The organism is Enterococcus sp. 12F9_DIV0723 (assembly GCF_002174375.1).
Lineage (GTDB): Bacteria > Bacillota > Bacilli > Lactobacillales > Enterococcaceae > Enterococcus_A > Enterococcus_A gilvus.
Genome location: NZ_NIBK01000002.1, coordinates 203,361 through 225,481 on the forward strand (window position 1 = coordinate 203,361; position 22,121 = coordinate 225,481).

Genomic DNA, 22,121 nt, shown 5'->3' on the forward strand with positions numbered 1-22,121 from the left:
TCTCTGATAGACTCCGCTACATTATAACAAAGGTTGTGGCTCTTAGGAGACCTTTTTCACTACTTTTTCTGATTTTTGCAGCAAAGAAGACGCATTTTTCTTCTGCAGCGTCTGTTGAACAGAGGACAGGGTCCGATTCAAGTCTGGCGTCAGCTCATAATGATCGACCAGGTATTGACGTGTCTTTTCCGTAAAGAAGCCCTTCATGAAGGCAAAGAAGAAGCCTTCTGGGTTTCGGACGGTCTTGTAGCGGTACATTTGCTCGATGGCTTTTGCGATCGCGTCACCGATGTCTGTTTTGAAATACGTGTTGTGTTCAAAGGTCAGAACCTCTGCCTCTGCCGGCAAGCCTGCCTGAATATACTGTTGCGTGCTGGCATACTTCGCCTTGAAGATCGTGTCGACAAACCAGCGTGCCTTGCGGTAATCCCCGTTACAGAAAGGGAGAAACCGTTGGAACGCCTGTTGTGGCAAGACATGGGCATAGCGAGCCGCCAAGCCGTCGATCAGATTTTGATCCAACGAAACAACGTCATTTTTGGGCAACGTGCCTGTTACATTTGTTGCTCTTGTGGTTTGTTTTGCTAATTGTTTTTGTGTACTTGTAAGCAAATCTTGCGAGCTCGGAGACGCAGATTCTGCTTCTCTATCCACAGTGGATAACTCCGCTGCTTTTTTCGGTGTATCGTTTTCCACAGGTACGATCGTTTTGCTGCGGGTATAATTCTTGAAGGACAATTGAACGACGACATTTTTTTCAGGTGCTTTGGGATTGGAAACATAGATCCGATAATTTTTCAGTCCATGACGAAGAACCTGGATCAAGCCAGCCTTTGCCAAGTCTGTTTTCAAATTAGTGATCTTGCGTTCCGATACCCGCAACAAGGCCGCAGCCTCTTCATTGGAAAAATAGATGTAAGGAAGACCAGCTTCATCAAGCCAACTTCCGTCTTTTTGTCCATTATAGATACTGCACGTCATGCGCATCGTGTACAAGGCATGAAGCATCATCGCTTCAATAGAGAGCGTTTTATACTGTGGATTATTGATTAAATTCAAATCGATGGGGATATAATTGCCGTTGGGCAAATTGGTTGCGGTCATGGTATTGTCTAAGTTTGTGGACATGACAAAGAACCTCCTATAGATACTTTCAAATGCGTAGCGAAAGTTTTAAAGGAATGGATACTGTCACCAGATAGAGGATTGAGAAAGTTACCAAAATATGGTATACTTAATAGAGGTTAGGCAAACACCAATTTTTCTAACCCTTAAACGTTTATCTAAAATGTGACAGGCTAATTCGCCAAAATTAGCTCAAACCTTTGAGTTTAAAGATCGCCAAATCTTTAGACTCTTTTTTTCGTTTTTTTCTACATGTCTAGAATAATGGATTGAAACCCTATTGTAAAGCGATTTCCAAACAACATTTTTTAGAGTAAACTTTTAATATGTTTATAAAGAATTTTAAGGTTTACTATAATACAAGAATAAAAACTATTAAGGTTTACTTTATTAAAGGATATAAAAGTAGTTTTGGTAAACTCTAAATAAGGCAATCGACTCCCTTGTTCAAAACAAGAATGTGGATAAAAAGTAATGTGGATAAGGCGTTTAATAGTTATCCACAGCTCGCGGAAAGAAGCGATCCGTTTTTCAAAAGTAAACTTTTAAAGAAAACTTATGATAATAAAGGTAAACTGAAATACTGAATAACTTTAAAAAAAGTAAACCATAATGCAGGAGATAAAGAGCATTACGGTTTACTTTTTTTGTATTTAATTCTCATTGTTTTCTAATTCTTTGAATAATTTCTGATACTTCGGCTTCTCTTTATACTCCTCCATAGAGGCTTCTTCAAGCTGATTCAGGAAGTTTCGGTCGTCTCTGGAGAGCCCTTTTTCAAGATAATAGTCGTATAAAAAGTCGATCATCTTGTCTGGCGTGTAGCCGTCAAACTTCGCATTGATCAAATTTTGCATCCGAATCTTGGTTCGGGCCGAGATTTTTTGCATTTCCAAGGCTTTCAGACGAGGATCGTAGTATTGACGCTTCCGTCCCCTCTTCCCTGCCTCGGTATCATGTGCCTGCGACGGATGTTCTTCTATTATAGGTGTTCGTTCATTTAAGTGTCGCGATTCGTCATGGAGTGCGGAGCGCCGAAAGTCCGTTTCTGGACTCAGCGTTCGGTTTGCTAAGAGGTCTTGAGAGCTGGGCTTCTTCTCCTCTTTGTCTTGATTGGAGTATTCAGACATTTTTTCAATGCCCTTATTTTTTTTGTTCGCCGTTAAAAGCGAATCTAGCTTCATTTTTTTCGCCATTCAACGTCTCCCCTACTCTTCACCGCTCAATATGAGGCGGTGTTCATCAATTTCATCCAAAATATTGACGAAAACCTCGTGTGCACGCTTGTCCCACTGCTCAACTTTGCCATTTTTGTTGATATCATAGGTAATTCCAGACCCATCATAGCGTTTCAAACGGCTTTGATTTAGCACGACTGTGTCCAACAGATGGGCACCATAGATGTCTCTTGCTGCGGTATAGATTTCTTGGTCAACAGAATCCCGTTTCTGCATCATGAAGGGCACGATCCCTACAACTTCAAGGTCTGTGTCGTATTGATCAATGAAGAAATTCATGTAATCAATGTAGTTTTGGGCCCCTTTTAAGGATTTTACTTGTGTTTGCAGAATGACGATAACGTATTCCGCCACATACATCGCCGCATTTGAATACGTGCTGATCGTCGGAGGCACATCGATATAGATCACGTCGTAAATGCGCTTCAGCGGTTCGATCAATTCTTCCATGTATTTGAATTGAGAGAGCTTGTCTCCTGGGTAGCGTTCGATCATATAATCTGGAAAATCAGAAAATGAGATATTCGCTGGGATCAAATCTAAATTCGGCATAATATTATAGATAGACGATTGAATGTCCCCTGAACGAACCGCTTCCCAAATCGTTGCATCAAATTCATCGGGCAATTCTTTGTTTCCAAAATTTTCTGCTGTTAAGGACAACACGTCACTGGTATTCCCCTGAGGGTCTAAATCGATCACGAGTGTTTTTCGATCTTTTCGGAAGGCACTCTCAAATGACAGCATTTGAACGGTCGTCGATTTACCAACGCCCCCCTTAAAATTTCCTACAACATAGGTCTCAGCTTTTTTAGCCATACACATTCTCCAATCCTAATTTCTCAATTAAAGTTTACTATATAAAAATCTAAATAGCAATACGGTTTACTACAAATAGTTAAAATGAGGTAAACTATAAATAAGGATCGAACTAAAGTAAACCGTATTGATTGCTATTAGAGTAAACTGCAATAAATAATAAAGGTAAACTTCTTATACGGAATAAAAGTAAACTTAGTTTATCGATTCAAAGTTTACTTTAATATATGGAAGTTTACCTTATTAAAATAATAGAGTAAACGTTTACTGCAATCAAAGTTTACTCTATATAGATAAAGGTAAACCTTTAGAATAGAAGATTGTTGTTATAACAGTGATTAAATCTAAATAAAGTATACTTTAACTCTATTGAAGTTTACCTGATATTATATTTAAGTAAACGTCATTTAGAATTTACCCTAATTTAAAGTATACTCTATAAGATAAGGTTTACTGTATATCATTTTATTAAAGTAAACTTAGTATTCAAAGGTAAACCTTAATAGGTAATGCAAAAATAAAGTGTACTTCAAATAGAACGTAAATAAAGTAAACTCTATTGCAAACAATAAGGTAAACTTTTCGAGGTTAAATTAAAGTAAACATTAAACCTAAAAAGTAAACTTAAACGTATTTTATTGTAGTAAACTCAAATACAACTTGTTTAGGTAAACCTTTAATGATTAAAGTAAACCTTTTGTTATACGTAAATACAGTTTACTTAAAACAAAATATTTAAGGTAAACTGTCTATTGCAACTTAATTAAATAAGGTATACTTCAAAACATGGACTGCAACTAAAGCAATTAAGAGAGAAAAATTTACAGTAAACCTTTTATAAATCAATTAAAGTAAACTGAATTTTACAGCAGCAAAACACATCTAATACAGTAAACTTCAATATAAAAGGTAAACCTAAATGATGATAAATAAAGTAAACTAATTAGCAATGATTATTCATACTAAGATTAACAGTTAACCTCAATTATCACCTTCATAAAGGGAATCATTTAAGGTAAACTTTTCATATTATATAAATTAAAAGTAAACTTCAAAATATAAAAGTAAACCGCAAAAAAAGCCTAGAAAAATTTCTCTAGACTTTTAAAGTAAACTTTATAAGGATTCGACGGTTTGGATCGCTTGATAAATGTCGTCAAAGGTGATTGCAGGATCGACCATATTGAAGGTTTCATTGGCAGAAGCGGCATGATCGATGACAGGAGTCAGTGCTTCTTTAGAGGTATCTAGCACGTTCAATTCCTTTAGTTTCATCGGCAAACCGGCGGCTTCATAGAAGGGTCTCAGAGTAAGAATCTCTTCAATGTCCTTCGTATGGGCTAATTGCACCAAAATACCGTAAGCGACTTTCTTCCCATGAAGCTGCTCGTGGGTACTCTCTAAATAGGAGAGGCCGTCATGGATCGCGTGGGCGCCCGCGGATCGTCCAAAGGATGCAGCAAATCCGCCGGTTTCGCCTGCCAGACCAATGATCGCATCGGTAACACGACTAAAGGCAGGGGAGGCTTTGCGGTTTTGAAGGTCTTGGATCGCGGGGATCGCGTCTCTTAAAAGCAGCTCCTGAATGGCTTTGGCACAGGCGATTCCAAGACTGACATAAGCCGACTTTTCGTCTTCTGGCAGTCGTCGTGTGATGCCTTCGATCTCGTACCATTTCGCCAAGGTATCGCCGACACCTGCCACAAAATAATCCTTCGGCGTCGCAAGTAAGAATTTTGAATCCACGATGGTCAGGAAGGGCGCGCGCGTCATGAAGCCCATCGCCTTGAAGGTCCGATCGGGACGGTAAACCGCAACGATAGGTGTAAAGGGTGCACAGTTTGAAATGAGCGTCGGGATCACTAAAAGCTCGGCGTTGAGCTCTTCTGCCACCATTTTGGCAGTGTCGATCACACGCCCCGCCCCAATGGCGACGATCAATTCTGCCTGCTCGATCTCTTCTGCGAGGGCGACCGCATTTTCATGGCTAGAGGTCCCGTCATAGCGATAGGTAGGATAGTGCAATTCTTGGCGGTAATACTTTCTGAATGCTTCAGAGGATTTTTCCCCTGTGATAATAGAGATCTTTTTAAATCCGACGAAATAGCTGGGAAGGTCTTGAAGAATGCCTTCGCCGCTAACGTAGCGATTGGCGCCAGGGCGCACTTCCGTGGTGATATCCATTGAATCAACTCCTTTTTTGAACATAGGAAACATGGTCTCCTGAATGGATGAACGTACGATTTTTTCCTCACTTGCTCAAAAATTTGGTAAAAGTGAGATTTCAACTAGTTTATGCTTTGTGAAAATGAAAGTCAAATGTGCTTTTGATGATAAAAAAGTGTTGACAGTTTTCTTTTTGACCTGTAAGATACGATTTATCAATTTGCGAAACAAAGAAACGTGATGAAGAGAAAAGTATAGATCGAAACGCATCAAAGAGAGTCCGGGCAGGTGAGAGCGGATATGTGGGCAGATTTAGAAAATGGTCTCTGAATGGCAGTGCCGATACGTAGGTACTGACGGGGCAGCGCTCGTTAACAACGCTCAAGTATGATCGTACTTGTTGAGGCAATAGTTGTGAGACTGTTGCAAATGAAGGTGGTATCGCGAGCAAGCTCGTCCTTTTCCCGCACATAGTGTGGGGAGAGGGCGGGCTTTTTTTCTTTGGCAAAATGCAGGATGGCCTAGCAGCGATTCGCAGGATAGGCAAGCATTAGACAGCTAAACAGGAGCGTCTAAAGGCGTGTGTAGGTGCGACTCGTTGCGGGAGCATCCGAAACAAACAACTCAGGAGGAAATGATGATGAAAAAACTAGGAAAAGCAATTTTATTAGGTGTTGCGGCATTGACCGTGAGCGGGGTATTGGCAGGCTGCGGATCAAAAGGGGAAGCGAAACCTTTAGATGAGAAAAAGGTCACGATCGGCGTGACTTCGGGGCCCCATCAGGAGATTTTAGAAGAGGTCGCCAAGCAAGCGAAAAAGGACGGCATCGAGATTGATATCAAGAGCTTTGATGATTATAATACGCCGAATACAGCCTTGAATGACGGGGATCTGGACGGCAACAGCTACCAGACACTTTCGTTTTTAGAGCAGCAGGTGAAGGACAAGGATTACAAGATCGAGCAGGCCTTTAAAACAGTTGCCTTCCCATTAGGGGTTTACTCTAAAAAGATTTCTGATTTAAGTAAACTTCAAAAGGGGGACAAGATCGGTGTCCCCAATGACCCGACCAACGAGTATCGGGCGTTGAAATTGCTTGAAAAAGCCGGCGTCTTGAAGCTGAAGGACGGGGTAGAGGTCAAAGCAACGAAGAACGACGTTGCGGAGAATCCGAAAGACATTGAGATCGTCGAATTAGAAGCGTCTCAGATCCCGTCACAATTAGGAGAACTGACCGCCGCAGCCATCAACACGAACTTCGCTTTTGGTGCGGGGCTGACGATCAACGACGACGCCATCTACCATGAACCCTTGAAGGACAACCCGAATTACAACGTGTTTGCGGTACGGACAGAGAACAAAGACGACAAGATCATCAAAGAAATAAAGAAATACTATTATTCAGACGAAACGAAGAAATTTATCGAAGAGAAGTTTAAAGGTTCGGTTGTACCAGCGTTTTAAACAGGAGGAGAGGTCGCATGATTGAACTGAAAAAGGTATCCAAGGTCTTTCAGCAGAAAAAACGCCTGATCGAAGCGGTGAAGGACGTGGATTTGACGATTGAAAAAGGGGAGATCTTCGGCGTTGTCGGCTATTCAGGGGCAGGGAAATCCACCCTGATCCGTATGATCAATTTTTTAGAGCCGCCCACCACTGGAGACATTTTGATCAATGGTCAAAATTTACGAGAGCTTAACAAAAAAGAATTATTGTTAACTAGACGAAAGATCGGGATGATTTTTCAAGGCTACAATCTCTTGTCAACGGCGACCGTCTACGAAAATATCGCCAAGCCGCTGAAATTAGAAGGGGTGCCAAAGGATGTCATCGCCAAACGGGTGGAGAAATACTTGGACCTTGTCGGCTTGACGGATCGCAAGGAGAATTACCCGGCGCAATTATCTGGCGGGCAGCGGCAGCGGGTGGCGATCGCCCGCGCCCTGGCCCATGAACCGGAGATCCTTCTGTCTGACGAAGCCACCAGTGCGTTGGACCCGGAAACGACTGAGTCGATCCTGACGCTATTGACGAAGATCAATCAGGAGCTGGGGATCACGATCTTTCTGATCACCCACGAGATCGATGTGGTGCAGCGAATCTGTGACCGTGTGGCGGTGATGGAGGATGGCCGAATCGTGGAGGCCGGTCCAGTGATCGATCTCTTCACCCGTCCGCAAGAAGAGACGACGAAGCGATTCATTGGTGCAAACGACGGCTACAACGTCCCAGCGGAGGTCTTAGCGGCCTATAAGGGCAGCGGGCGGCTCGTTCAGCTGCAATTTATCGGAGAGGAAGCCACGGAGCCTGTGTTGGCTCGAGTAGCGAAAGACTTCCAATTGAGCCCGAACATCCTTAGCGGCAACATCGGGTATTTAAAAGAAAAACGTCATGGACAGTTGCTGGTGCAGTTTGACGGCGGGACAGAAGCTGATTTTCAGTCCGCCAAAACCTACATCAAAAGCCAAGGGGTACTAATCGAGGAGGTTATCTAATGAGTGCATTTTGGAGTCAATGGGGGCAGGTCGTCCTTGAAGGGTTGGGGCAGACCCTCGTCATGGTGTGTGTCGCGCTGGGGTTGTCTATTTTGATCGGCATCCCACTAGGAGTCCTGCTGGTCATCGCGCGCCCTGGAGGACTAAACAGCAATCTTCCCCTCTATTCAATCTTAAACAGCGTCATCAATGTGCTGCGTTCGTTGCCCTTTATTATTCTATTGTTTCTGATTTTGCCGTTGACGAAATTTCTGGTAGGGACCACGATCGGAGTGCAGGGTGTCTTGCTGCCGCTGATCATCTATACGGCGCCGTATTTGGCCCGTTTGGTGGAAACGTCCTTACTAGAGGTGGACGGCGGCGTGATCGAGGCGTATCAAGCCATGGGGATCAGTCATTTCCATATCATCCGCGGCGTGCTGCTGAGAGAAGCACGAGGCGGGATCATTCGCGGCTTGACGATCGCCATGATCGGTCTGATCGGCGCTACTGCGATGGCGGGCTTGGTCGGCGCCGGCGGACTAGGGAGCATCGCCTACCAATACGGCTTTTTAAGAAACGAGCCGGCGGTAATGTACACGACGATCATCCTCTTGATCGTCTTGGTCCAGATCGTACAGTCCTTAGGCAATACCGTGGCGAAAAGCTTGGACCGCAGTTAACGAGAACGCAAAAAAAGCCTGTCTACACACCGCTTATGAGGTGGTAGACAGACTTTTTGTTAGCTTCTGAATTGTGCGTCGTAATTAACTCGAATCTGTTGGTTGAAAAGGATAGAATGGGGAGTGAACGGTCTATTAATGATCGCAGATGGTATCGAAAAAAACGTGATACTCAAAAATAGAACTGGCCGCCTGCTGCAACTGAACAAAACGACTATCAAATGAACAATCAATAAAATCATAAGTACGTTACTACCGCAAGTGAAGGATTGTTATTGTTGCTTGCTAAGGCAGCAACTTCCAACGATAAGATAGAACTAAGAATAGAACATCGCATATCCCAATGTGTTGCCAACGTAATCACAAAAATGGTATACTTTCTCTAAAGGAAGGAAGTGATTTCATGACTATGTCACGACTGAATATTCGGATTGATGGCGATCTGAAAGAGCAAGCAAAAGAAGTTTACAACGATATGGGAATGGATTTAACTACAGCTGTTACAATCTTTTTAAAGCAAAGTGTGCGAGAACAACGTTTACCTTTCCAACCAAGTAGAGAACCGATTGAGAACGTTATCGCTCGCTATGAGGTTGAAAACGGATTGACAACAAAGGTTGATTCAGTAGAAGAATTGATGGAGAAGCTGGATGCTGAAGATTGAGTACACGTCCATATTCAAAAAAGATTTCAAAAGAATGATGAAAAAACACTACGATATGAGAAAGTTGGAAAAAGTAGTTAAGTTGCTCGTCACAAATAATCAAGAACAATTAAGAAGAAAATATAGAGATCACGCTCTAAAAGGAAACTGGAAAGGCTATAGAGAGCTGCATTTAGATAAAGACTGGTTATTGATTTATAAGATTGATGACAAAAATATTATCTTAACTATGACAAGAACAGGAAGCCATGATGAACTTTTGTAATCTAAAAAATGGTATTCAGGTGTACAGAAAATGGTCCGTTTCTGTACACTATTTTTAGTGACTCATTTTTTAAAATCTTGGTCATTTTCGTGTCAATAAACCCGTCACAAAATCTATCGCGCTATCGCGATGTGCTGCTGAGAGAAGCACGAGGCGGGATCATTCGCGGCTTGACGATCGCCATGATCGGGCTGATCGGCGCTACCGCGATGGCGGGCTTGGTCGGCGCCGGCGGACTAGGCAACATCGCCTACCAATACGGCTTTTTAAGAAACGAGCCGGCGGTGATGTACACGACGATCATCCTCTTGATCGTCTTGGTCCAGATCGTACAGTCCTTAGGCAATACCGTGGCGAAAAGCTTGGACCGCAGTTAACGAGAACGCAAAAAAAGCCTGTCTACACACCGCTTATGAGGTGGTAGACAGACTTTTTGTTAGCTTCTGAATTGTGCGTCGTAATTAACTCGAATCTGTTGGTTGAAAAGGATAGAATGGGGAGTGAACGGTCTATTAATGATCGCAGATGGTATCGAAAAAAACGTGATACTCAAAAATAGAACTGGCCGCCTGCTGCAACTGAACAAAACGACTATCAAATGAACAATCAATAAAATCATAAGTACGTTACTACCGCAAGTGAAGGATTGTTATTGTTGCTTGCTAAGGCAGCAACTTCCAACGATAAGATAGAACTAAGAATAGAACATCGCATATCCCAATGTGTTGCCAACGTAATCACAAAAATGGTATACTTTCTCTAAAGGAAGGAAGTGATTTCATGACTATGTCACGACTGAATATTCGGATTGATGGCGATCTGAAAGAGCAAGCAAAAGAAGTTTACAACGATATGGGAATGGATTTAACTACAGCTGTTACAATCTTTTTAAAGCAAAGTGTGCGAGAACAACGTTTACCTTTCCAACCAAGTAGAGAACCGATTGAGAACGTTATCGCTCGCTATGAGGTTGAAAACGGATTGACAACAAAGGTTGATTCAGTAGAAGAATTGATGGAGAAGCTGGATGCTGAAGATTGAGTACACGTCCATATTCAAAAAAGATTTCAAAAGAATGATGAAAAAACACTACGATATGAGAAAGTTGGAAAAAGTAGTTAAGTTGCTCGTCACAAATAATCAAGAACAATTAAGAAGAAAATATAGAGATCACGCTCTAAAAGGAAACTGGAAAGGCTATAGAGAGCTGCATTTAGATAAAGACTGGTTATTGATTTATAAGATTGATGACAAAAATATTATCTTAACTATGACAAGAACAGGAAGCCATGATGAACTTTTGTAATCTAAAAAATGGTATTCAGGTGTACAGAAAATGGTCCGTTTCTGTACACTATTTTTAGTGACTCATTTTTTAAAATCTTGGTCATTTTCGTGTCAATAAACCCGTCACAAAATCTATCGCGCTATCGCGATGTGCTGCTGAGAGAAGCACGAGGCGGGATCATTCGCGGCTTGACGATCGCCATGATCGGGCTGATCGGCGCTACCGCGATGGCGGGCTTGGTCGGCGCCGGCGGACTAGGCAACATCGCCTACCAATACGGCTTTTTAAGAAACGAGCCGGCGGTGATGTACACGACGATCATCCTCTTGATCGTCTTGGTCCAGATCGTACAGTCCTTAGGCAATACCGTGGCGAAAAGCTTGGACCGCAGTTAACGAGAACGCAAAAAAAGTCTGTCTACACACCGCTTATGGGGTGGTAGACAGACTTTTTTAGCTTCTGAATTGTGCGTCGTACAGAGCGAGATAGGCGCCGCCCTTTGCCATCAAGGCTTCGTGGGTGCCTTGTTCGACGATCCCATCTGCGCTCACCACGACGATGCGTGTGGCATGCTTGATTGACGCGAGGCGGTGGGCGATGATCATGGTCGTCCGTCCCTTTGCCAAGGTATTCAGCGATTTTTGGATCACCTGCTCCGTTTCCGTATCCAACGCAGAGGTCGCTTCATCCAAAATCAAGATCGGCGGATTTTTTAGAAACATCCGAGCAATGGCGACCCGCTGCTTTTGTCCGCCAGACAGCTTGACGCCTCGTTCCCCGATCTGGGTGTCGATTCCCTCCGGCATCTGGGCGAAAACGCCATCCAAATGAGCCATCGAAGCGGCAGCCAGAATCTCTTCCTCCGTGGCTTCCAAACGGCCATAGGCGATATTTTCCCGAATACTGCCGGGAAACAGAAAGACATCCTGCTGGACGATCCCGATCTGACTCCGCAAAGAAGCCAGCGTCATATCGCGAATATCCATCCCGTCAATCGTGATCCGCCCCTCGGTGACCTCGTAAAAACGCGGCAGCAGGTTGCAAAGCGTCGTCTTCCCAGAGCCGCTCTGCCCGACAAACGCCACCGTTTCTCCCGGCTGGATGTGGAGGTCGATGTGGTGGAGCACCTTTTTGCCGTCCGCATAAGAAAAGGACACGTCGTCATACCGAATGTCCCCAGACAGCTCAGTGACTGCCTGCGCCGTCGGACGATCCGCGATGGCCGGCTGCTTGTCCAGCTCCTCGGTCAAACGGGTGAACCCCGCGATCCCTTTTGGGTAGCTCTCGATCATGGTATTGACCTTTTCGATCGGTCGGACAAAGACATTGGCCAGCAGGATGAACCCGACAAACTGCCCATTCGTCAATTCTCCCTGAATCACGTAATACGAACCAAAGATCAGCGTGAAGAGATTGATCAAGCGAATCAAAAAGTAATTATAGGAAGAACTGACCGCCATCAAACGATAAAAGACGATCTTTGATTTACGGTACGCGTCACTTAACCCGCCGAAGCGATGAAATTCATGCTCCTCATTGGCAAAGGACTGCGTCACGCGAATCCCGCTCACCGACGCCTCCACCCCCGCATTAAACTCCCCGATGTCCTCATAGATCCGGTTATTGACCGAGGTCATCTTCTTATTGAAGAACACGAGTGCCAGCGTGATCAGCGGCAATAACGCAAAGGTCGCCAACGCCAGCTTCACATGGCTCTGAAGCATCAATAAAAATGCCCCCAGCAAGGTCATGATGGTGATGAACACGTCCTCCGGCCCATGATGCGCCACCTCGGAAATCTCAAAAAGATCCGTCGTCAAGCGGCTGATGAGCTTCCCCGTTTTTTGATTGTCGTAATATTCATAGGGCTGCGTCTGAAGGTGGGCAAACAATTCCCGCCGCATATCCGTCTCGATATTGACCCCCAGCTTGTGACCAAAAAAGACCACGATGTATTGCAGCACCGTATTCAGTACATAAAACAGCAAAAGGGCAAAGCAAGCCAGCAAAATCGTGCGGAACTCCCCTTTAGGCATGATTTTGTCGATCACCTGATTGACCGCGACAGGAAAGGCCAGCTCCAATAAGCCCGCAAAAACTGCGCAGGTAAAATCTAATAGGAATAATTTCTTATAGGGACGATAGTAGCTGAAAAAGCGCGTAATCTGTTTAGACATCTTCTCTCTCCTTACATAGTTTTCTAAGGAGTGGGAGACTCCCGAATCCTTTAGTCCCTCGATTATAACAAAACCCGCGATCGTTTTGTTTTACGTTATAATAAAAGAGGAGGGGATGTCATGAAAGCCAAAGATTTATTGACGGCCATTCAAGTAGATGCGGAAGGCGAATTGAAGCAGTTGTCTTCGTATACCTATGTTTTTATTGCCGATGGGAAAAAGCTGACGAATCGGATCGAGGTGAAGGTGGAAGAAGGAAAGATCCTTTTGACGAAGCAGCCAAAGGAACTATTGACCGTCGCAGGGTTGATCAAGGTATTGAATGAGGCAAAGGAAGCAGAGATTTATGCAGGAGACTTGTTGGTTTTTGGGTACAAGTTAGCAGATAACGGCATTATCTTAGGGTAAATTTAACATCTAGTTTTAAAAACTAGATTGAATTATCTTGTTAACCATGATATAGTATCTTTAATAAATCAACTGAGGTGATAACGAAATGGAGACACAGTACAACCGAAAATATTTAATCACAAATGAAGTATTAAATGCCGTGACGCATGGAGTGGGCGTCGTTTTGAGCATTATTGGGTTTGTTTTTTTGTTGGGGAAGGCCACTAGCGAGCTGCATTATGTGTCCTTCATTATTTACGGGGTCTCGCTGCTGCTGCTGTTCTTAGCATCGACGTTGTACCACAGTTTGATCTTTACGAAAGCCAAGAAAGTCTTTCAAGTCTTCGATCATTGCTCCATCTATTTATTGATCGCAGGGACCTACACGCCTTACTGCCTGCTCTATATCAAAGGGACGATCGGGATCGTGCTGCTGAGTGTGATCTGGCTGGCGGCGATCGTAGGCATTGTCTGCAAAAGCCTGACGCTAAGCAAAGTCAAATCGGTGTCGAAGCTTTCTACTATTATATATAACGTGATGGGGTGGGCCGTCGTGATCGCTCTGCCAAGCCTGTACCACAGTGTCGGGCTGAAGGGGTTATTGCTGCTAGTCGCAGGCGGTGTCGCCTATACCGTAGGGTCGCTTTTCTACAGCATGAAAAACCGCCGGTATATGCACGTGGTCTGGCACTTATTCGTGATGCTGGGTGCGATGCTGATGTTCTTCTCGATCTATCTATAAGAAAATAGCCGCCTTCTATTTAAAAAAAGGCAGCCAAAAAATGATGATTCCTGTCAAAGGGATCATCATTTTTTTTATGAAGAATACCTGCGGCAATAAGATAAAAAAACGCAGGCAGCTTCGTTATGGATCGCGGCCCCTCAGCCAATGGTTGAAGAGGGCAACGATCACGCCCATGACGATCGGGGCGAGTAGATAGCGGGTCAGTTCGCTCAAGCAGATTACCTCCTTTCACAGTGGGGGTGCTGCCAAGAGCGATGAGCCCTGCGTAAAAAGATGTCCGTTCAAAGAGACGCGCCTATTTATACGGCGAGTTATTCCCACTGTTTCTTGCGGAGCAGTCGAGAAAGCAAGCCTCTTCGACTGCGTGAGGGTGAAGGCGGCGGTTCTGATTGCTGTATCGAAGGGGCCTGTTCCACAGCCACGGGAGGGGGCATCTGGCTCGTACCAGATGCGAGGTGTTCATTTCCGATGGGTGGTGCAGGTACTATTAATGACGTTTGGCGAATTGGCGAATTAGCTCCCGGGATTGTCGAAAATACAGGTCCTTTCGCAGCAGATGTCTCAGAAGCCGCTTGCTCTTCAGACGTGTCCACGACGTCTGTGCCCTCGGTAGCTGGATTAGAGTCAATAGCTAAGACACTTTTTACGAGAGATTTTTTATGTTAAGCAGCCAGTATCTTTTTCTCAAATTCAACCGGAGACAGATAGGCTAAAGCACTGTGAATTCTGCGGTTGTTATGAAATCCTTGAACGTAACTGAAAATTTGTCGCCTTGCTTCTTCAAAAGTTTGATATGTTGGTCGTTGGTACACATATTCTTTCTTCAATAATGCATGGAATGATTCAATTCCTGCGTTATCGTAGGGACAGCCTTTAAGGCTGTAGGAATGGGTGATAGTTAATTCTTTCAGCCGTTCTTTATATTCATTACTTGTATACTGCGACCCTAAATCGGTATGCAAAATCAGCCCATTTTCAACATTTCTATTTGAAACAGCGTCCTCAAGGGCTTTTCCTACAATAACAGTCGTCATATTACGATCAAAGTGATAACCGATAATTTTTCTTGAATGAAGGTCCTTGATAGTTGAAAGATAGCACCATCCATCGTCTAACGTATGGATGTATGTGATATCAGCTACCCATTTCTGATTCAACCTAGTAGTGGAAAAATCTTGTTTCAATAAATTTTGATAGTTTTTCAAGAGTATCTTGGCAGGCTTACCTACTTTGAATTTCTTAATGACAATAGATTGGATCTTTTGACGCCTCGTTGATCTCTGAATACATTTCGTGCTGATTTTTCGATAGTCTGAATAGTTTTGTGCGAGTATTCAATGAATTTTCCCAGCACCGCAGACACGACCACTTTCGTGGTAGACACGGAGGACTCGACGATCCAACAAAGCTTGTTCGTTAGCTCTTTTGGAGAGGGTCGGATTAATTTTACGATAGTACACAGCTCTAGATATGCCCAGCAGACGACACATTTTTGACACACTGTGATGGTCTGCTTTGCATTCTTGACTTATGAATTCAATGATTTCTATTTCTTTGCCAACAGGCCGAGTGCCTTTTTTAAGATAAGGAGTTCCTCGTCTTTTTCTTTTAATTGTTTTTTTAAAGCTTTAGCTTCGTCGGGAGTAAGTCCGGCAGGACTTATTCTGGTTGTACCTTGAACCCACTTTAGTAATAGTAAAATATCCAACTTCATATTCTAAGAATAATTGTCGTACTGATTTTCCTTGTTTGTGCAACTCTAAAATCGTTTCTTTAAATTCTTTTGTGTAGCGTTTTGGCATAACGAGACACCTTACTTTGAGATTAGTTTACCTTCTCTCAAAATCTGTCTCAACTTCTATCCTATATCCAAAGAAACAGTCTCAGAAGACATCTTGGATGAAGAAGAAGAGACGGTATTATTCGATAGCGACAGGGAATCTTTTGACCTCTCAGAGGTTGAGCCTCCCTATGATGTCGAAGTCACGCTACAATTTGTTGAAACTGAAGGAGAGGATATTCAACTCGAAGATCTTTCAAGAATAATAGACGGGGCAAAAGCTGAAGAGTAAAAAAACAGCTCTCTCAGTACACTCGAGCAAGCTGTTTGAAGGTTGAATGGATAAAAAAACGGTAGTTATTAGTTGCGTATTAAGAACTTATAAGTAAAGCAATTCAAATATCACTAGATTCCATTTTCAATATTTTGGTAAATACATCTATATAGTCCTTTTTATTGTTTGATCGTGAAAGTAATTCAATCAAGTTTGCTGTGTCATTTTCAGTTGACTCGAAAGCAGAAAAAAATTCAATAAAGCTAACATTTAGTCCATCAAGTAATTTAACTAATGTTTCAATAGAGATATTTCTTCCTTTAGTTTCAAGTGTTCCAATTAATACAACGCTTACTCCTGATATTTCAGCTAACTTTTCTTGAGTCAATTTTTTTATTTTCCGTAACTCTCTAATTCTTTTACCAATTTTTGCTGCATCTAATTCTTCCATACTCCACCAGTTCCATCTGTTTCTTCTAATTCTATAGCAATTAAATTATCACTTGTATTAACTATAGTGTTGTTTTTTGCTTTATAAAAAACACTATATGTTGACTTCTGGTTTTAGATTGGTATACTATAGATATATTAAGAATAGATCTAGAAGGAAGTGAGACTTATGAATCAACACGCAATCAACTATGAAACGTTGAAGCATCTTTCGTATATTCGCTTCGGTTACAAAATTGGTCGAGGATGGTACGCAATTTTAATTACCGCTGAAAAAGAATTATCTGACTTAGGACATTCAATTAGAAATGTAAAGCGAGTGGATGGTGCACTAATAATTTCAATTGAAAGAAAATCAGAGGATATGTCATCTGAAGTTCAACAAATTTTGTACAAAGCTGAACTCGCAAGTGAAATGACTTGTGAATGGTGTGGTAGTTATTCAGTAGCACAGACTATGGTTGATAATGAAACATATACAATTTGTGAAGACTGTCAAGACAGTTGTGAAAGCTTAGCGGGAATAGAGAAAAGAATACTTTTACAAAAGATTCATGATTTAGAACGGATGAACTACTTTATGAGAAATGAGTTGACTGTTCAAAAAGTCAAATCAGAGCACTATAAAATGGGTCTTGAGCAATACAAAATGAGATCAGAGAAATTGTGTAAACAATTAAGAAAAAATGGGAGAAAACCATCTTTATTTAGTGATGAAATGAAGCAATAACAGAGTAAAGAATATTCAAATCCAGGTATTCTTTTGGATTACTGAATAGATTGTACTAATAGGATTTCAAGGAGGAAATTATGGAAAGACGAAAGAATGTAATGAAAAAGAAGAATATGGAGAAAAAACGATTTTTAAACAAAAAAATGAAAATGAGCTTACTTATTAGTCCAGTAGTACTGAGTGGGATTCTATTAGCTGGGATACAGTCCACTAAGGCATCCGCAGCTGATGGTAAATGGGAAGCACGATCAATTGATCAAATCAAAAAAGATGTTGAAGGGAAAAAAGAATATACTATTGTCTGGGGAGACACGTTAAGCGGTATTTCATTGGCAACGAACATTGCCATGGACAAATTAGCTTCGTTGAATGGCATTGGAAATTACAATTTGATTTATGCAGGAAACAAGTTGGTGTTTGAAGGTAACGTAGTGACTGTTCAAAATCAAAATGGTGTCATAACGGATCAACAATCTATTACTGAAGCGGATAAGGTAGTACCTAATCAACCAATTGGTGAATCTGTCAGTCAGCCTTCACAGGTTACAGATGCTGCTTCGGGTACACAGAATCCATCTACTGTTGAATCGACTGATACTGGTGCATCTAAACCATCTGGTACTGAAGATAGTAAGGGGAATGGATCAACAAACAATGAAAATTCGTCTAATGGAACCCCTAATGATGGAGAGGGAATAAATGTCACTCCAACACCAGACCCAACGCCTGCTCCGATACCAACACCAAAACCAGAGCCGCAAGTTCAATATACCGTGTGGTATTACGTCTCCGAAGGGGATGACCAATCAACAAATATTGAAAAGGGAGCGCATTTGTTTTCATCAGAAGCAGAAGCAACTACCTTTATTGAAGGGTACGCAGACAATTTATTGATGCAAGGAATTACAGGAAGTTATGGCGTAATGTCCTGGGAGTAGACGCGCTCATTAACTGTTCATAAGAAATACTATATTAAAAAAATAGATAGTTTAGACTGTGGATGCCATTCAGTTTTTGAATGGTACCCACAGTTTTTCTCTAGTTGATTTATGAAAGATCTAATCAGTAGAAAAGAATTTATTTCTTAATGTGAACTAAATGAACTACCTAAATAAATAGAGAAAAATTATTTTTATTGGTTTTTCAAAGTATTACTAAGAGAATAGGATTAGTTAAGATTGCTTATTTCTACTGCCTTATTCTTACGATCATTTTCTTCAATTTGATTGAATAAAAAAACAATAAAAAACCGAGGATAGTGGATAAATTTGATGTAATTAATGATGGTTTGTTCTACCCTATCAAGAATTGAGTTTAAATAGATCAGCAAATTAATTGTCATGTTCTCAGAATTTTGTGAAAAAAATAGTGTCTAAGGGTAGATGAATCATCCTTCATAAAAGAGGATATTATGTACTGAAAGGAAGCTGTAAATCAATAGAAGCATTGATTGTTTTTGCATTTATGTGTATCTTTTATATTAATATAAAAGATACATAAGAGGGTGAATGGTATGAGGAATGATGACGCAGACAAGAAGAAGGAAAATACTTATGACTTGTTGCTGAAATTAACTAAAAAAAATGGACCAGGATTTATGATATATGCTGGAAGTGATGAGGAGATTCATAGTCTTTTATTTTCATGGATAGACGTGGCAGAAGGCTTGAAAAAAGAAAATAGGAAGTTAAGAAAGATTCACCTCCAAAATAAAAAAACATATAAAGAAAGAATTGAAAAACTCGAGAGGGAATGTAATGAAGAAAAAGAGAGAGCAGATAGACTAGAAAATGAACTCGAAAGAGTGAAAGGAAAATTGAAAAAAAGAAGTGAAGAGGAAATAGCGTTTTATAATAGAGCGTTAGATTTAGAGGATCAGCTAAATAGAAAAAAGAAAATTCTCGATTTAAAAGAATATGATAGTGATCAAAAAATTGCGAACTCTGCTCAAGTGTATAATAAAAAGATTAGTAATTTAAAAAGTGAGATACTCGTTCAAAAGAAGAAGATTAGGGAGTTAGAAACTATAAAACCATTTTTTCACCAAAAGAAAAGAACGGGGGAAGGGCTGAATCCAGAAGATAAAAAAAATACCCTTGATAGTAAGAGGCGTGGTGGCTGTCAATTGACCGATAAGCAAATTGAACGGTTATTGCTTATCTATAAAGAAAAGGAACGTGTTCCGATAACTGAAGCAATAAGCAAGTTAGCAATTACACGCAGAACCTATTACAGAGTGATCAATCTAAATTACAAATACGAAGAAACCAGGGATAGAATTACAAAGATTGCGTTTGATCTCGGTGTAGTTTTACCTGAAAAAGGGAAATAATCTGTGTCGGTGCGTTGGATATATCAAAGTGGATTACTAAGAAAAAGCTACGGAGAAGTGATGAAGTGCGCCCCTTGAGTTAGACCAGAAAATCTAACTTAAGGGGTGGAAATGTCAAGAAAAACTGGACATTAAGTTAAGGGATTTTGTTGGAATGGCAAGACTTTTATGAACAAAAAGATAAGTTAATTTGGGGCCTGCAACATTTTAGTTAACATTCGGTTAGATTACTTATTTTCTTCGCCTCAAATTGTCGAGGAGTCATCATAAATTTTGTATGGATTCTTTTATTTGGATAATAGTCCTCTAAATAATCTTGAATCAACACCTTCATCTCTAGTTTACTTTTATGCTTATTGGGTTCGATTAATTCTCGTTTGATCGATCGATGAAACGATTCGATTACCGCATTGTCAACAGGTGTCCCAGGTTGGCTCATTGAATGTATGATGTGGTGGTCGGTCAACAGCTCTTGATAGCTAAGAGACCGATATTGGCTACCTCTATCGGAATGAATTACCGCAGGCAATTCTCCTTTATAAATTTTTAATGGATGGATGACAATTTCTTTTTTCATGTTTGAATCCAGCATATAGCAACGTGGAATACGAGTTGCTAAGTCAATGTAGGTGGACAAATAGAGGCGACCGTCATTACAAGGAATGTAAGTAATATCTGTCACCCAAACAGCATCAATTTGGCTCTGTTCAAATTGTCGATTCAATAAATTTTCTTTTACTATTTCTTCGATTGCTTTTCCTCTGCCATAAGAAGGTTGGCGTCGATGAAATCCTTTTGCACATAAATTCATTCCACGCATAAGGACCGCCACAACACGTTTATTAGTCTCTATTCCTTCATCGTAAAGTTGTTGAGCGATTCTTGGAGATCCGTATCGACCTTTGTGTTCGTAGAACACTCGCTTAATATTCTGTTTTAAAAAATCATGGCGGAGTTGAGTCCTATTGGGGCGACGATTCCGCCATAAATAATATCCTTGCCTACTTACATTTAAAATCCTGCACAAAGTTTGAATTGAATATTGTTGATGATGTTTGTGAACAAACTCAAAACGAACTACTTTTTTTGCTTCACAAACGTGTCGAACTTTTTTAGAATTTCATTTTCCTCTGTTAGCCGTTTATTTTTTTGTTCAAGAATGTAGAAATCTGCTTTATCAGGTAATCTTTTTCCTTTTCCAGCAAAAGCATTTTTCCCGTATCGACGATATTCTGAAACCCATCGGGAAATGGTTGGACGAGAGATATTGTATTCTTCAGCGATTCCCTTGGTAGTTACTTTTTTCTCAAGGAGATCCTGTGAAATCTTTAGTTTAAATTCACGATCATATGTTTTTCTCAATAGAGTTCATTCCTTCCGGTAACGTAACTGGTAGTCAAGAAAAGTGTATCATAGCCCGTGTCCTCAGATAGTGATGACTATTTAGAAGCGTTGTATAATGCACGAGGTATCACCTTTACACTGTATGAGCTAAACCAAAAAGATACCGTTAGTGATGATTACGTTAGAAATTATAAGGAAATCAAGCTTTCCAAGGGTTCCGCGTATCTCTTTGAACAATTAGACCCTTTTGAGGAGTTAGAGGCGAGAGTAGAGAGTAGCGAGAAAATTCTTTGAACAGCAAAATAAGTTTGTTGAGCTGAAATGCTATGGCGATATTTCGGAAAAAGAAATCACGAAGGTCCTTGATCAGCTTTCCCTTGTCAATGTGGCAACCGAGGAAGAAGCGACGGAAACGATCGAATACCTGACTCCCGAGGATGAAGCAGAACGGATGGGAACTGTTGACCCAATGATCTTAGACAGCAACAACAAAAAGGAAGTCGTCCAGCTCAATGAAGCGATCCAAACGATGGATATCTACGGTACGCCCGTGCAAGAAATCACTGCAACCAAGGTAACACTTAGCGATACGATCGCTCCGAAATACTTGTCGATCTTAAAGAAGCAAGTGAAAGCAGGAACGTATACTGAACAGGAATTTGGCGAAAAATGGGACAAAAAAGGCACGCTTCAACCGATCACAGCGACAGAATACAGCTATGGTGATGGAAAAAATACCACGAATAAAAAAATCAGAGAAGTGGACATACAACCTAAATACCTAGAAATCGAACTCAAGTCAAGAATATACAGGAAGAAACGATTGATGGTGGACTTATACTTCCGCAGATAGAACAGTTAGCCAAAGAAGGAACGACCATTACGGATTTACCGAAAGAGACGACTCTGGTTCAAAAGGATTCATCAGATTCTTACCGCTATATAGCCGGCTCCGTAAGTCCATTACCGACAACGGTTGGAAAAATCGTTGATGATCTTGTCGTCGAAGCAGACCCAGAGGAACAACCCATTGCTCCCGGCGAAACAGCCACCGTTACTGTTGGCTATATTTTAGCAAGAGAAAACTACAGCAATCTCTTCTTAAACCTGAACGCCTATTCACCAGGAAATCGCTATATTCAGTTAACGCAGTAACCCAAATCTCTCAAAGGC

At 41.5% G+C, this 22,121-nt stretch carries 26 protein-coding genes, 1 pseudogene and 1 other annotated feature; of the genes and pseudogenes, 17 read left to right on the forward strand and 10 right to left on the reverse strand.

Annotated elements, in window-relative coordinates; all coding sequences use genetic code 11:
• Window positions 1-42: 42 nt before the first annotated feature.
• From A5868_RS14105 to A5868_RS14120, 4 genes are all read right to left on the reverse strand, one after another.
• On the reverse strand, window positions 43-1,128 hold the full coding sequence (locus A5868_RS14105; protein ID WP_086305303.1) for a replication initiator protein A: 1,086 nt from the start codon (window positions 1,126-1,128) through the stop codon (window positions 43-45).
• 650 nt (window positions 1,129-1,778) lie between these two features.
• Window positions 1,779-2,321: a hypothetical protein gene (locus A5868_RS14110; RefSeq protein ID WP_010778850.1), complete on the reverse strand. Its 543-nt coding sequence runs from the start codon at window positions 2,319-2,321 to the stop codon at window positions 1,779-1,781.
• A 12-nt stretch (window positions 2,322-2,333) separates the two neighbouring features.
• Entirely contained in the window at window positions 2,334-3,182 is an 849-nt protein-coding gene (locus tag A5868_RS14115; protein WP_086305304.1) for a ParA family protein, read from the reverse strand.
• A gap of 1,116 nt (window positions 3,183-4,298) precedes the next feature.
• The gene (locus A5868_RS14120) at window positions 4,299-5,366 is read right to left on the reverse strand and encodes an iron-containing alcohol dehydrogenase family protein (protein WP_086305417.1); all 1,068 of its coding nucleotides are present in this window, start codon (window positions 5,364-5,366) and stop codon (window positions 4,299-4,301) included.
• Window positions 5,367-5,579: 213 nt separating this feature from the next.
• Window positions 5,580-5,812: a binding site (T-box leader), on the forward strand.
• A 176-nt stretch (window positions 5,813-5,988) separates the two neighbouring features.
• On the opposite strand from A5868_RS14120, the gene A5868_RS14130 reads away from it, so the two are divergent.
• From A5868_RS14130 to A5868_RS14170, 9 genes are all read left to right on the forward strand, one after another.
• Window positions 5,989-6,813 (forward strand): MetQ/NlpA family ABC transporter substrate-binding protein, encoded by an 825-nt coding sequence (locus tag A5868_RS14130; RefSeq protein ID WP_044926769.1) that lies wholly within the window; start codon window positions 5,989-5,991, stop codon window positions 6,811-6,813.
• A gap of 17 nt (window positions 6,814-6,830) precedes the next feature.
• Window positions 6,831-7,844: a methionine ABC transporter ATP-binding protein gene (locus A5868_RS14135; protein ID WP_086305306.1), complete on the forward strand. Its 1,014-nt coding sequence runs from the start codon at window positions 6,831-6,833 to the stop codon at window positions 7,842-7,844.
• On the forward strand, window positions 7,844-8,506 hold the full coding sequence (locus tag A5868_RS14140; protein WP_010778845.1) for a methionine ABC transporter permease: 663 nt from the start codon (window positions 7,844-7,846) through the stop codon (window positions 8,504-8,506). The genes A5868_RS14135 and A5868_RS14140 overlap by 1 nt, the downstream gene beginning before the upstream one ends.
• A 403-nt stretch (window positions 8,507-8,909) precedes the next feature.
• Entirely contained in the window at window positions 8,910-9,170 is a 261-nt protein-coding gene (locus A5868_RS14145) for a type II toxin-antitoxin system RelB/DinJ family antitoxin (protein WP_086305307.1), read from the forward strand.
• Window positions 9,157-9,435, forward strand: a complete 279-nt coding sequence (locus A5868_RS14150; RefSeq protein ID WP_086305308.1) for a type II toxin-antitoxin system RelE/ParE family toxin — start codon at window positions 9,157-9,159, stop codon at window positions 9,433-9,435. The genes A5868_RS14145 and A5868_RS14150 overlap by 14 nt, the downstream gene beginning before the upstream one ends.
• Before the next feature lie 89 nt (window positions 9,436-9,524).
• Window positions 9,525-9,812, forward strand: a complete 288-nt coding sequence (locus A5868_RS14155; RefSeq protein ID WP_254908347.1) for an ABC transporter permease subunit — start codon at window positions 9,525-9,527, stop codon at window positions 9,810-9,812.
• A 403-nt stretch (window positions 9,813-10,215) separates the two neighbouring features.
• Window positions 10,216-10,476, forward strand: coding sequence for a type II toxin-antitoxin system RelB/DinJ family antitoxin (locus A5868_RS14160; protein WP_086305307.1), 261 nt, complete (start codon window positions 10,216-10,218; stop codon window positions 10,474-10,476).
• The gene (locus A5868_RS14165) at window positions 10,463-10,741 is read left to right on the forward strand and encodes a type II toxin-antitoxin system RelE/ParE family toxin (protein WP_086305308.1); all 279 of its coding nucleotides are present in this window, start codon (window positions 10,463-10,465) and stop codon (window positions 10,739-10,741) included. The genes A5868_RS14160 and A5868_RS14165 overlap by 14 nt, the downstream gene beginning before the upstream one ends.
• An 89-nt stretch (window positions 10,742-10,830) precedes the next feature.
• The gene (locus tag A5868_RS14170) at window positions 10,831-11,118 is read left to right on the forward strand and encodes an ABC transporter permease subunit (protein ID WP_254908347.1); all 288 of its coding nucleotides are present in this window, start codon (window positions 10,831-10,833) and stop codon (window positions 11,116-11,118) included.
• Window positions 11,119-11,175: 57 nt separating this feature from the next.
• On the opposite strand, the gene A5868_RS14175 is transcribed toward A5868_RS14170, so the two are convergent.
• Window positions 11,176-12,900, reverse strand: a complete 1,725-nt coding sequence (locus A5868_RS14175; RefSeq protein ID WP_086305310.1) for an ABC transporter ATP-binding protein — start codon at window positions 12,898-12,900, stop codon at window positions 11,176-11,178.
• Window positions 12,901-13,020: 120 nt separating this feature from the next.
• Between A5868_RS14175 and A5868_RS14180 the strand changes: the two genes are divergently transcribed.
• A complete protein-coding gene (locus A5868_RS14180; RefSeq protein WP_010778841.1) occupies window positions 13,021-13,308 on the forward strand; it encodes a hypothetical protein in 288 nt (95 codons plus the stop codon).
• 88 nt (window positions 13,309-13,396) lie between these two features.
• The gene (trhA, locus tag A5868_RS14185) at window positions 13,397-14,032 is read left to right on the forward strand and encodes a PAQR family membrane homeostasis protein TrhA (protein WP_086305311.1); all 636 of its coding nucleotides are present in this window, start codon (window positions 13,397-13,399) and stop codon (window positions 14,030-14,032) included.
• A gap of 123 nt (window positions 14,033-14,155) precedes the next feature.
• On the opposite strand, the gene A5868_RS19380 is transcribed toward trhA, so the two are convergent.
• Window positions 14,156-14,248, reverse strand: a complete 93-nt coding sequence (locus tag A5868_RS19380; protein WP_244265218.1) for a type I toxin-antitoxin system Fst family toxin — start codon at window positions 14,246-14,248, stop codon at window positions 14,156-14,158.
• Window positions 14,249-14,308: 60 nt separating this feature from the next.
• Here A5868_RS19380 and A5868_RS18820 point away from each other — a divergent pair, with 60 nt between their 5' ends.
• Window positions 14,309-14,701: a hypothetical protein gene (locus A5868_RS18820; protein WP_044926771.1), complete on the forward strand. Its 393-nt coding sequence runs from the start codon at window positions 14,309-14,311 to the stop codon at window positions 14,699-14,701.
• Here the strand turns inward: A5868_RS18820 and A5868_RS14195 are convergent.
• Window positions 14,698-15,369, reverse strand: a complete 672-nt coding sequence (locus tag A5868_RS14195; protein WP_086305312.1) for an IS3 family transposase — start codon at window positions 15,367-15,369, stop codon at window positions 14,698-14,700. The two genes, A5868_RS18820 and A5868_RS14195, sit on opposite strands and share 4 nt — an antisense overlap.
• Before the next feature lie 561 nt (window positions 15,370-15,930).
• Here A5868_RS14195 and A5868_RS19085 point away from each other — a divergent pair.
• Complete coding sequence (locus A5868_RS19085) at window positions 15,931-16,107, forward strand: hypothetical protein (RefSeq protein WP_176281349.1); 177 nt, start codon at window positions 15,931-15,933, stop codon at window positions 16,105-16,107.
• Window positions 16,108-16,210: 103 nt separating this feature from the next.
• Here A5868_RS19085 and A5868_RS14200 read toward each other — a convergent pair whose 3' ends face one another.
• A complete protein-coding gene (locus tag A5868_RS14200) occupies window positions 16,211-16,540 on the reverse strand; it encodes a helix-turn-helix domain-containing protein (protein ID WP_010778836.1) in 330 nt (109 codons plus the stop codon).
• Between the two features lie 168 nt (window positions 16,541-16,708).
• Between A5868_RS14200 and A5868_RS14205 the strand changes: the two genes are divergently transcribed.
• The 3 genes from A5868_RS14205 to A5868_RS14215 all read left to right on the forward strand — a co-directional run bounded on the left by A5868_RS14205 (window position 16,709) and on the right by A5868_RS14215 (window position 19,604).
• Window positions 16,709-17,269 (forward strand): hypothetical protein, encoded by a 561-nt coding sequence (locus tag A5868_RS14205; protein WP_010778835.1) that lies wholly within the window; start codon window positions 16,709-16,711, stop codon window positions 17,267-17,269.
• 80 nt (window positions 17,270-17,349) lie between these two features.
• Complete coding sequence (locus A5868_RS14210; protein ID WP_010778834.1) at window positions 17,350-18,210, forward strand: LysM peptidoglycan-binding domain-containing protein; 861 nt, start codon at window positions 17,350-17,352, stop codon at window positions 18,208-18,210.
• Window positions 18,211-18,785: 575 nt separating this feature from the next.
• Complete coding sequence (locus A5868_RS14215; RefSeq protein WP_086305313.1) at window positions 18,786-19,604, forward strand: hypothetical protein; 819 nt, start codon at window positions 18,786-18,788, stop codon at window positions 19,602-19,604.
• Between the two features lie 211 nt (window positions 19,605-19,815).
• On the opposite strand, the pseudogene A5868_RS14220 reads toward A5868_RS14215, so the two are convergent.
• A pseudogene (locus A5868_RS14220) lies at window positions 19,816-20,658 on the reverse strand (IS3 family transposase); the annotation flags it as partial.
• A gap of 23 nt (window positions 20,659-20,681) precedes the next feature.
• Window positions 20,682-20,966 (reverse strand): helix-turn-helix domain-containing protein, encoded by a 285-nt coding sequence (locus A5868_RS14225; protein WP_010778831.1) that lies wholly within the window; start codon window positions 20,964-20,966, stop codon window positions 20,682-20,684.
• A gap of 367 nt (window positions 20,967-21,333) precedes the next feature.
• Between A5868_RS14225 and A5868_RS14235 the strand changes: the two genes are divergently transcribed.
• Entirely contained in the window at window positions 21,334-21,801 is a 468-nt protein-coding gene (locus A5868_RS14235) for a hypothetical protein (protein ID WP_010778830.1), read from the forward strand.
• Window positions 21,802-22,121 lie beyond the last annotated feature (320 nt).

Bases quoted from the DNA above. Each gene is read 5' to 3' on its own strand.
- A5868_RS14105 (WP_086305303.1), bottom strand. From the start codon at position 1,128: ATGTCCACAAACTTAGACAATACCATGACCGCAACCAATTTGCCCAAC.
- A5868_RS14110 (WP_010778850.1), bottom strand. From the start codon at position 2,321: ATGGCGAAAAAAATGAAGCTAGATTCGCTTTTAACGGCGAACAAAAAA.
- A5868_RS14115 (WP_086305304.1), bottom strand. From the start codon at position 3,182: ATGGCTAAAAAAGCTGAGACCTATGTTGTAGGAAATTTTAAGGGGGGC.
- A5868_RS14120 (WP_086305417.1), bottom strand. From the start codon at position 5,366: ATGGATATCACCACGGAAGTGCGCCCTGGCGCCAATCGCTACGTTAGC.
- A5868_RS14130 (WP_044926769.1), top strand. From the start codon at position 5,989: ATGAAAAAACTAGGAAAAGCAATTTTATTAGGTGTTGCGGCATTGACC.
- A5868_RS14135 (WP_086305306.1), top strand. From the start codon at position 6,831: ATGATTGAACTGAAAAAGGTATCCAAGGTCTTTCAGCAGAAAAAACGC.
- A5868_RS14140 (WP_010778845.1), top strand. From the start codon at position 7,844: ATGAGTGCATTTTGGAGTCAATGGGGGCAGGTCGTCCTTGAAGGGTTG.
- A5868_RS14145 (WP_086305307.1), top strand. From the start codon at position 8,910: ATGACTATGTCACGACTGAATATTCGGATTGATGGCGATCTGAAAGAG.
- A5868_RS14150 (WP_086305308.1), top strand. From the start codon at position 9,157: ATGCTGAAGATTGAGTACACGTCCATATTCAAAAAAGATTTCAAAAGA.
- A5868_RS14160 (WP_086305307.1), top strand. From the start codon at position 10,216: ATGACTATGTCACGACTGAATATTCGGATTGATGGCGATCTGAAAGAG.
- A5868_RS14165 (WP_086305308.1), top strand. From the start codon at position 10,463: ATGCTGAAGATTGAGTACACGTCCATATTCAAAAAAGATTTCAAAAGA.
- A5868_RS14175 (WP_086305310.1), bottom strand. From the start codon at position 12,900: ATGTCTAAACAGATTACGCGCTTTTTCAGCTACTATCGTCCCTATAAG.
- A5868_RS14180 (WP_010778841.1), top strand. From the start codon at position 13,021: ATGAAAGCCAAAGATTTATTGACGGCCATTCAAGTAGATGCGGAAGGC.
- trhA (WP_086305311.1), top strand. From the start codon at position 13,397: ATGGAGACACAGTACAACCGAAAATATTTAATCACAAATGAAGTATTA.
- A5868_RS18820 (WP_044926771.1), top strand. From the start codon at position 14,309: ATGTCCGTTCAAAGAGACGCGCCTATTTATACGGCGAGTTATTCCCAC.
- A5868_RS14200 (WP_010778836.1), bottom strand. From the start codon at position 16,540: ATGGAAGAATTAGATGCAGCAAAAATTGGTAAAAGAATTAGAGAGTTA.
- A5868_RS14205 (WP_010778835.1), top strand. From the start codon at position 16,709: ATGAATCAACACGCAATCAACTATGAAACGTTGAAGCATCTTTCGTAT.
- A5868_RS14210 (WP_010778834.1), top strand. From the start codon at position 17,350: ATGGAAAGACGAAAGAATGTAATGAAAAAGAAGAATATGGAGAAAAAA.
- A5868_RS14215 (WP_086305313.1), top strand. From the start codon at position 18,786: ATGAGGAATGATGACGCAGACAAGAAGAAGGAAAATACTTATGACTTG.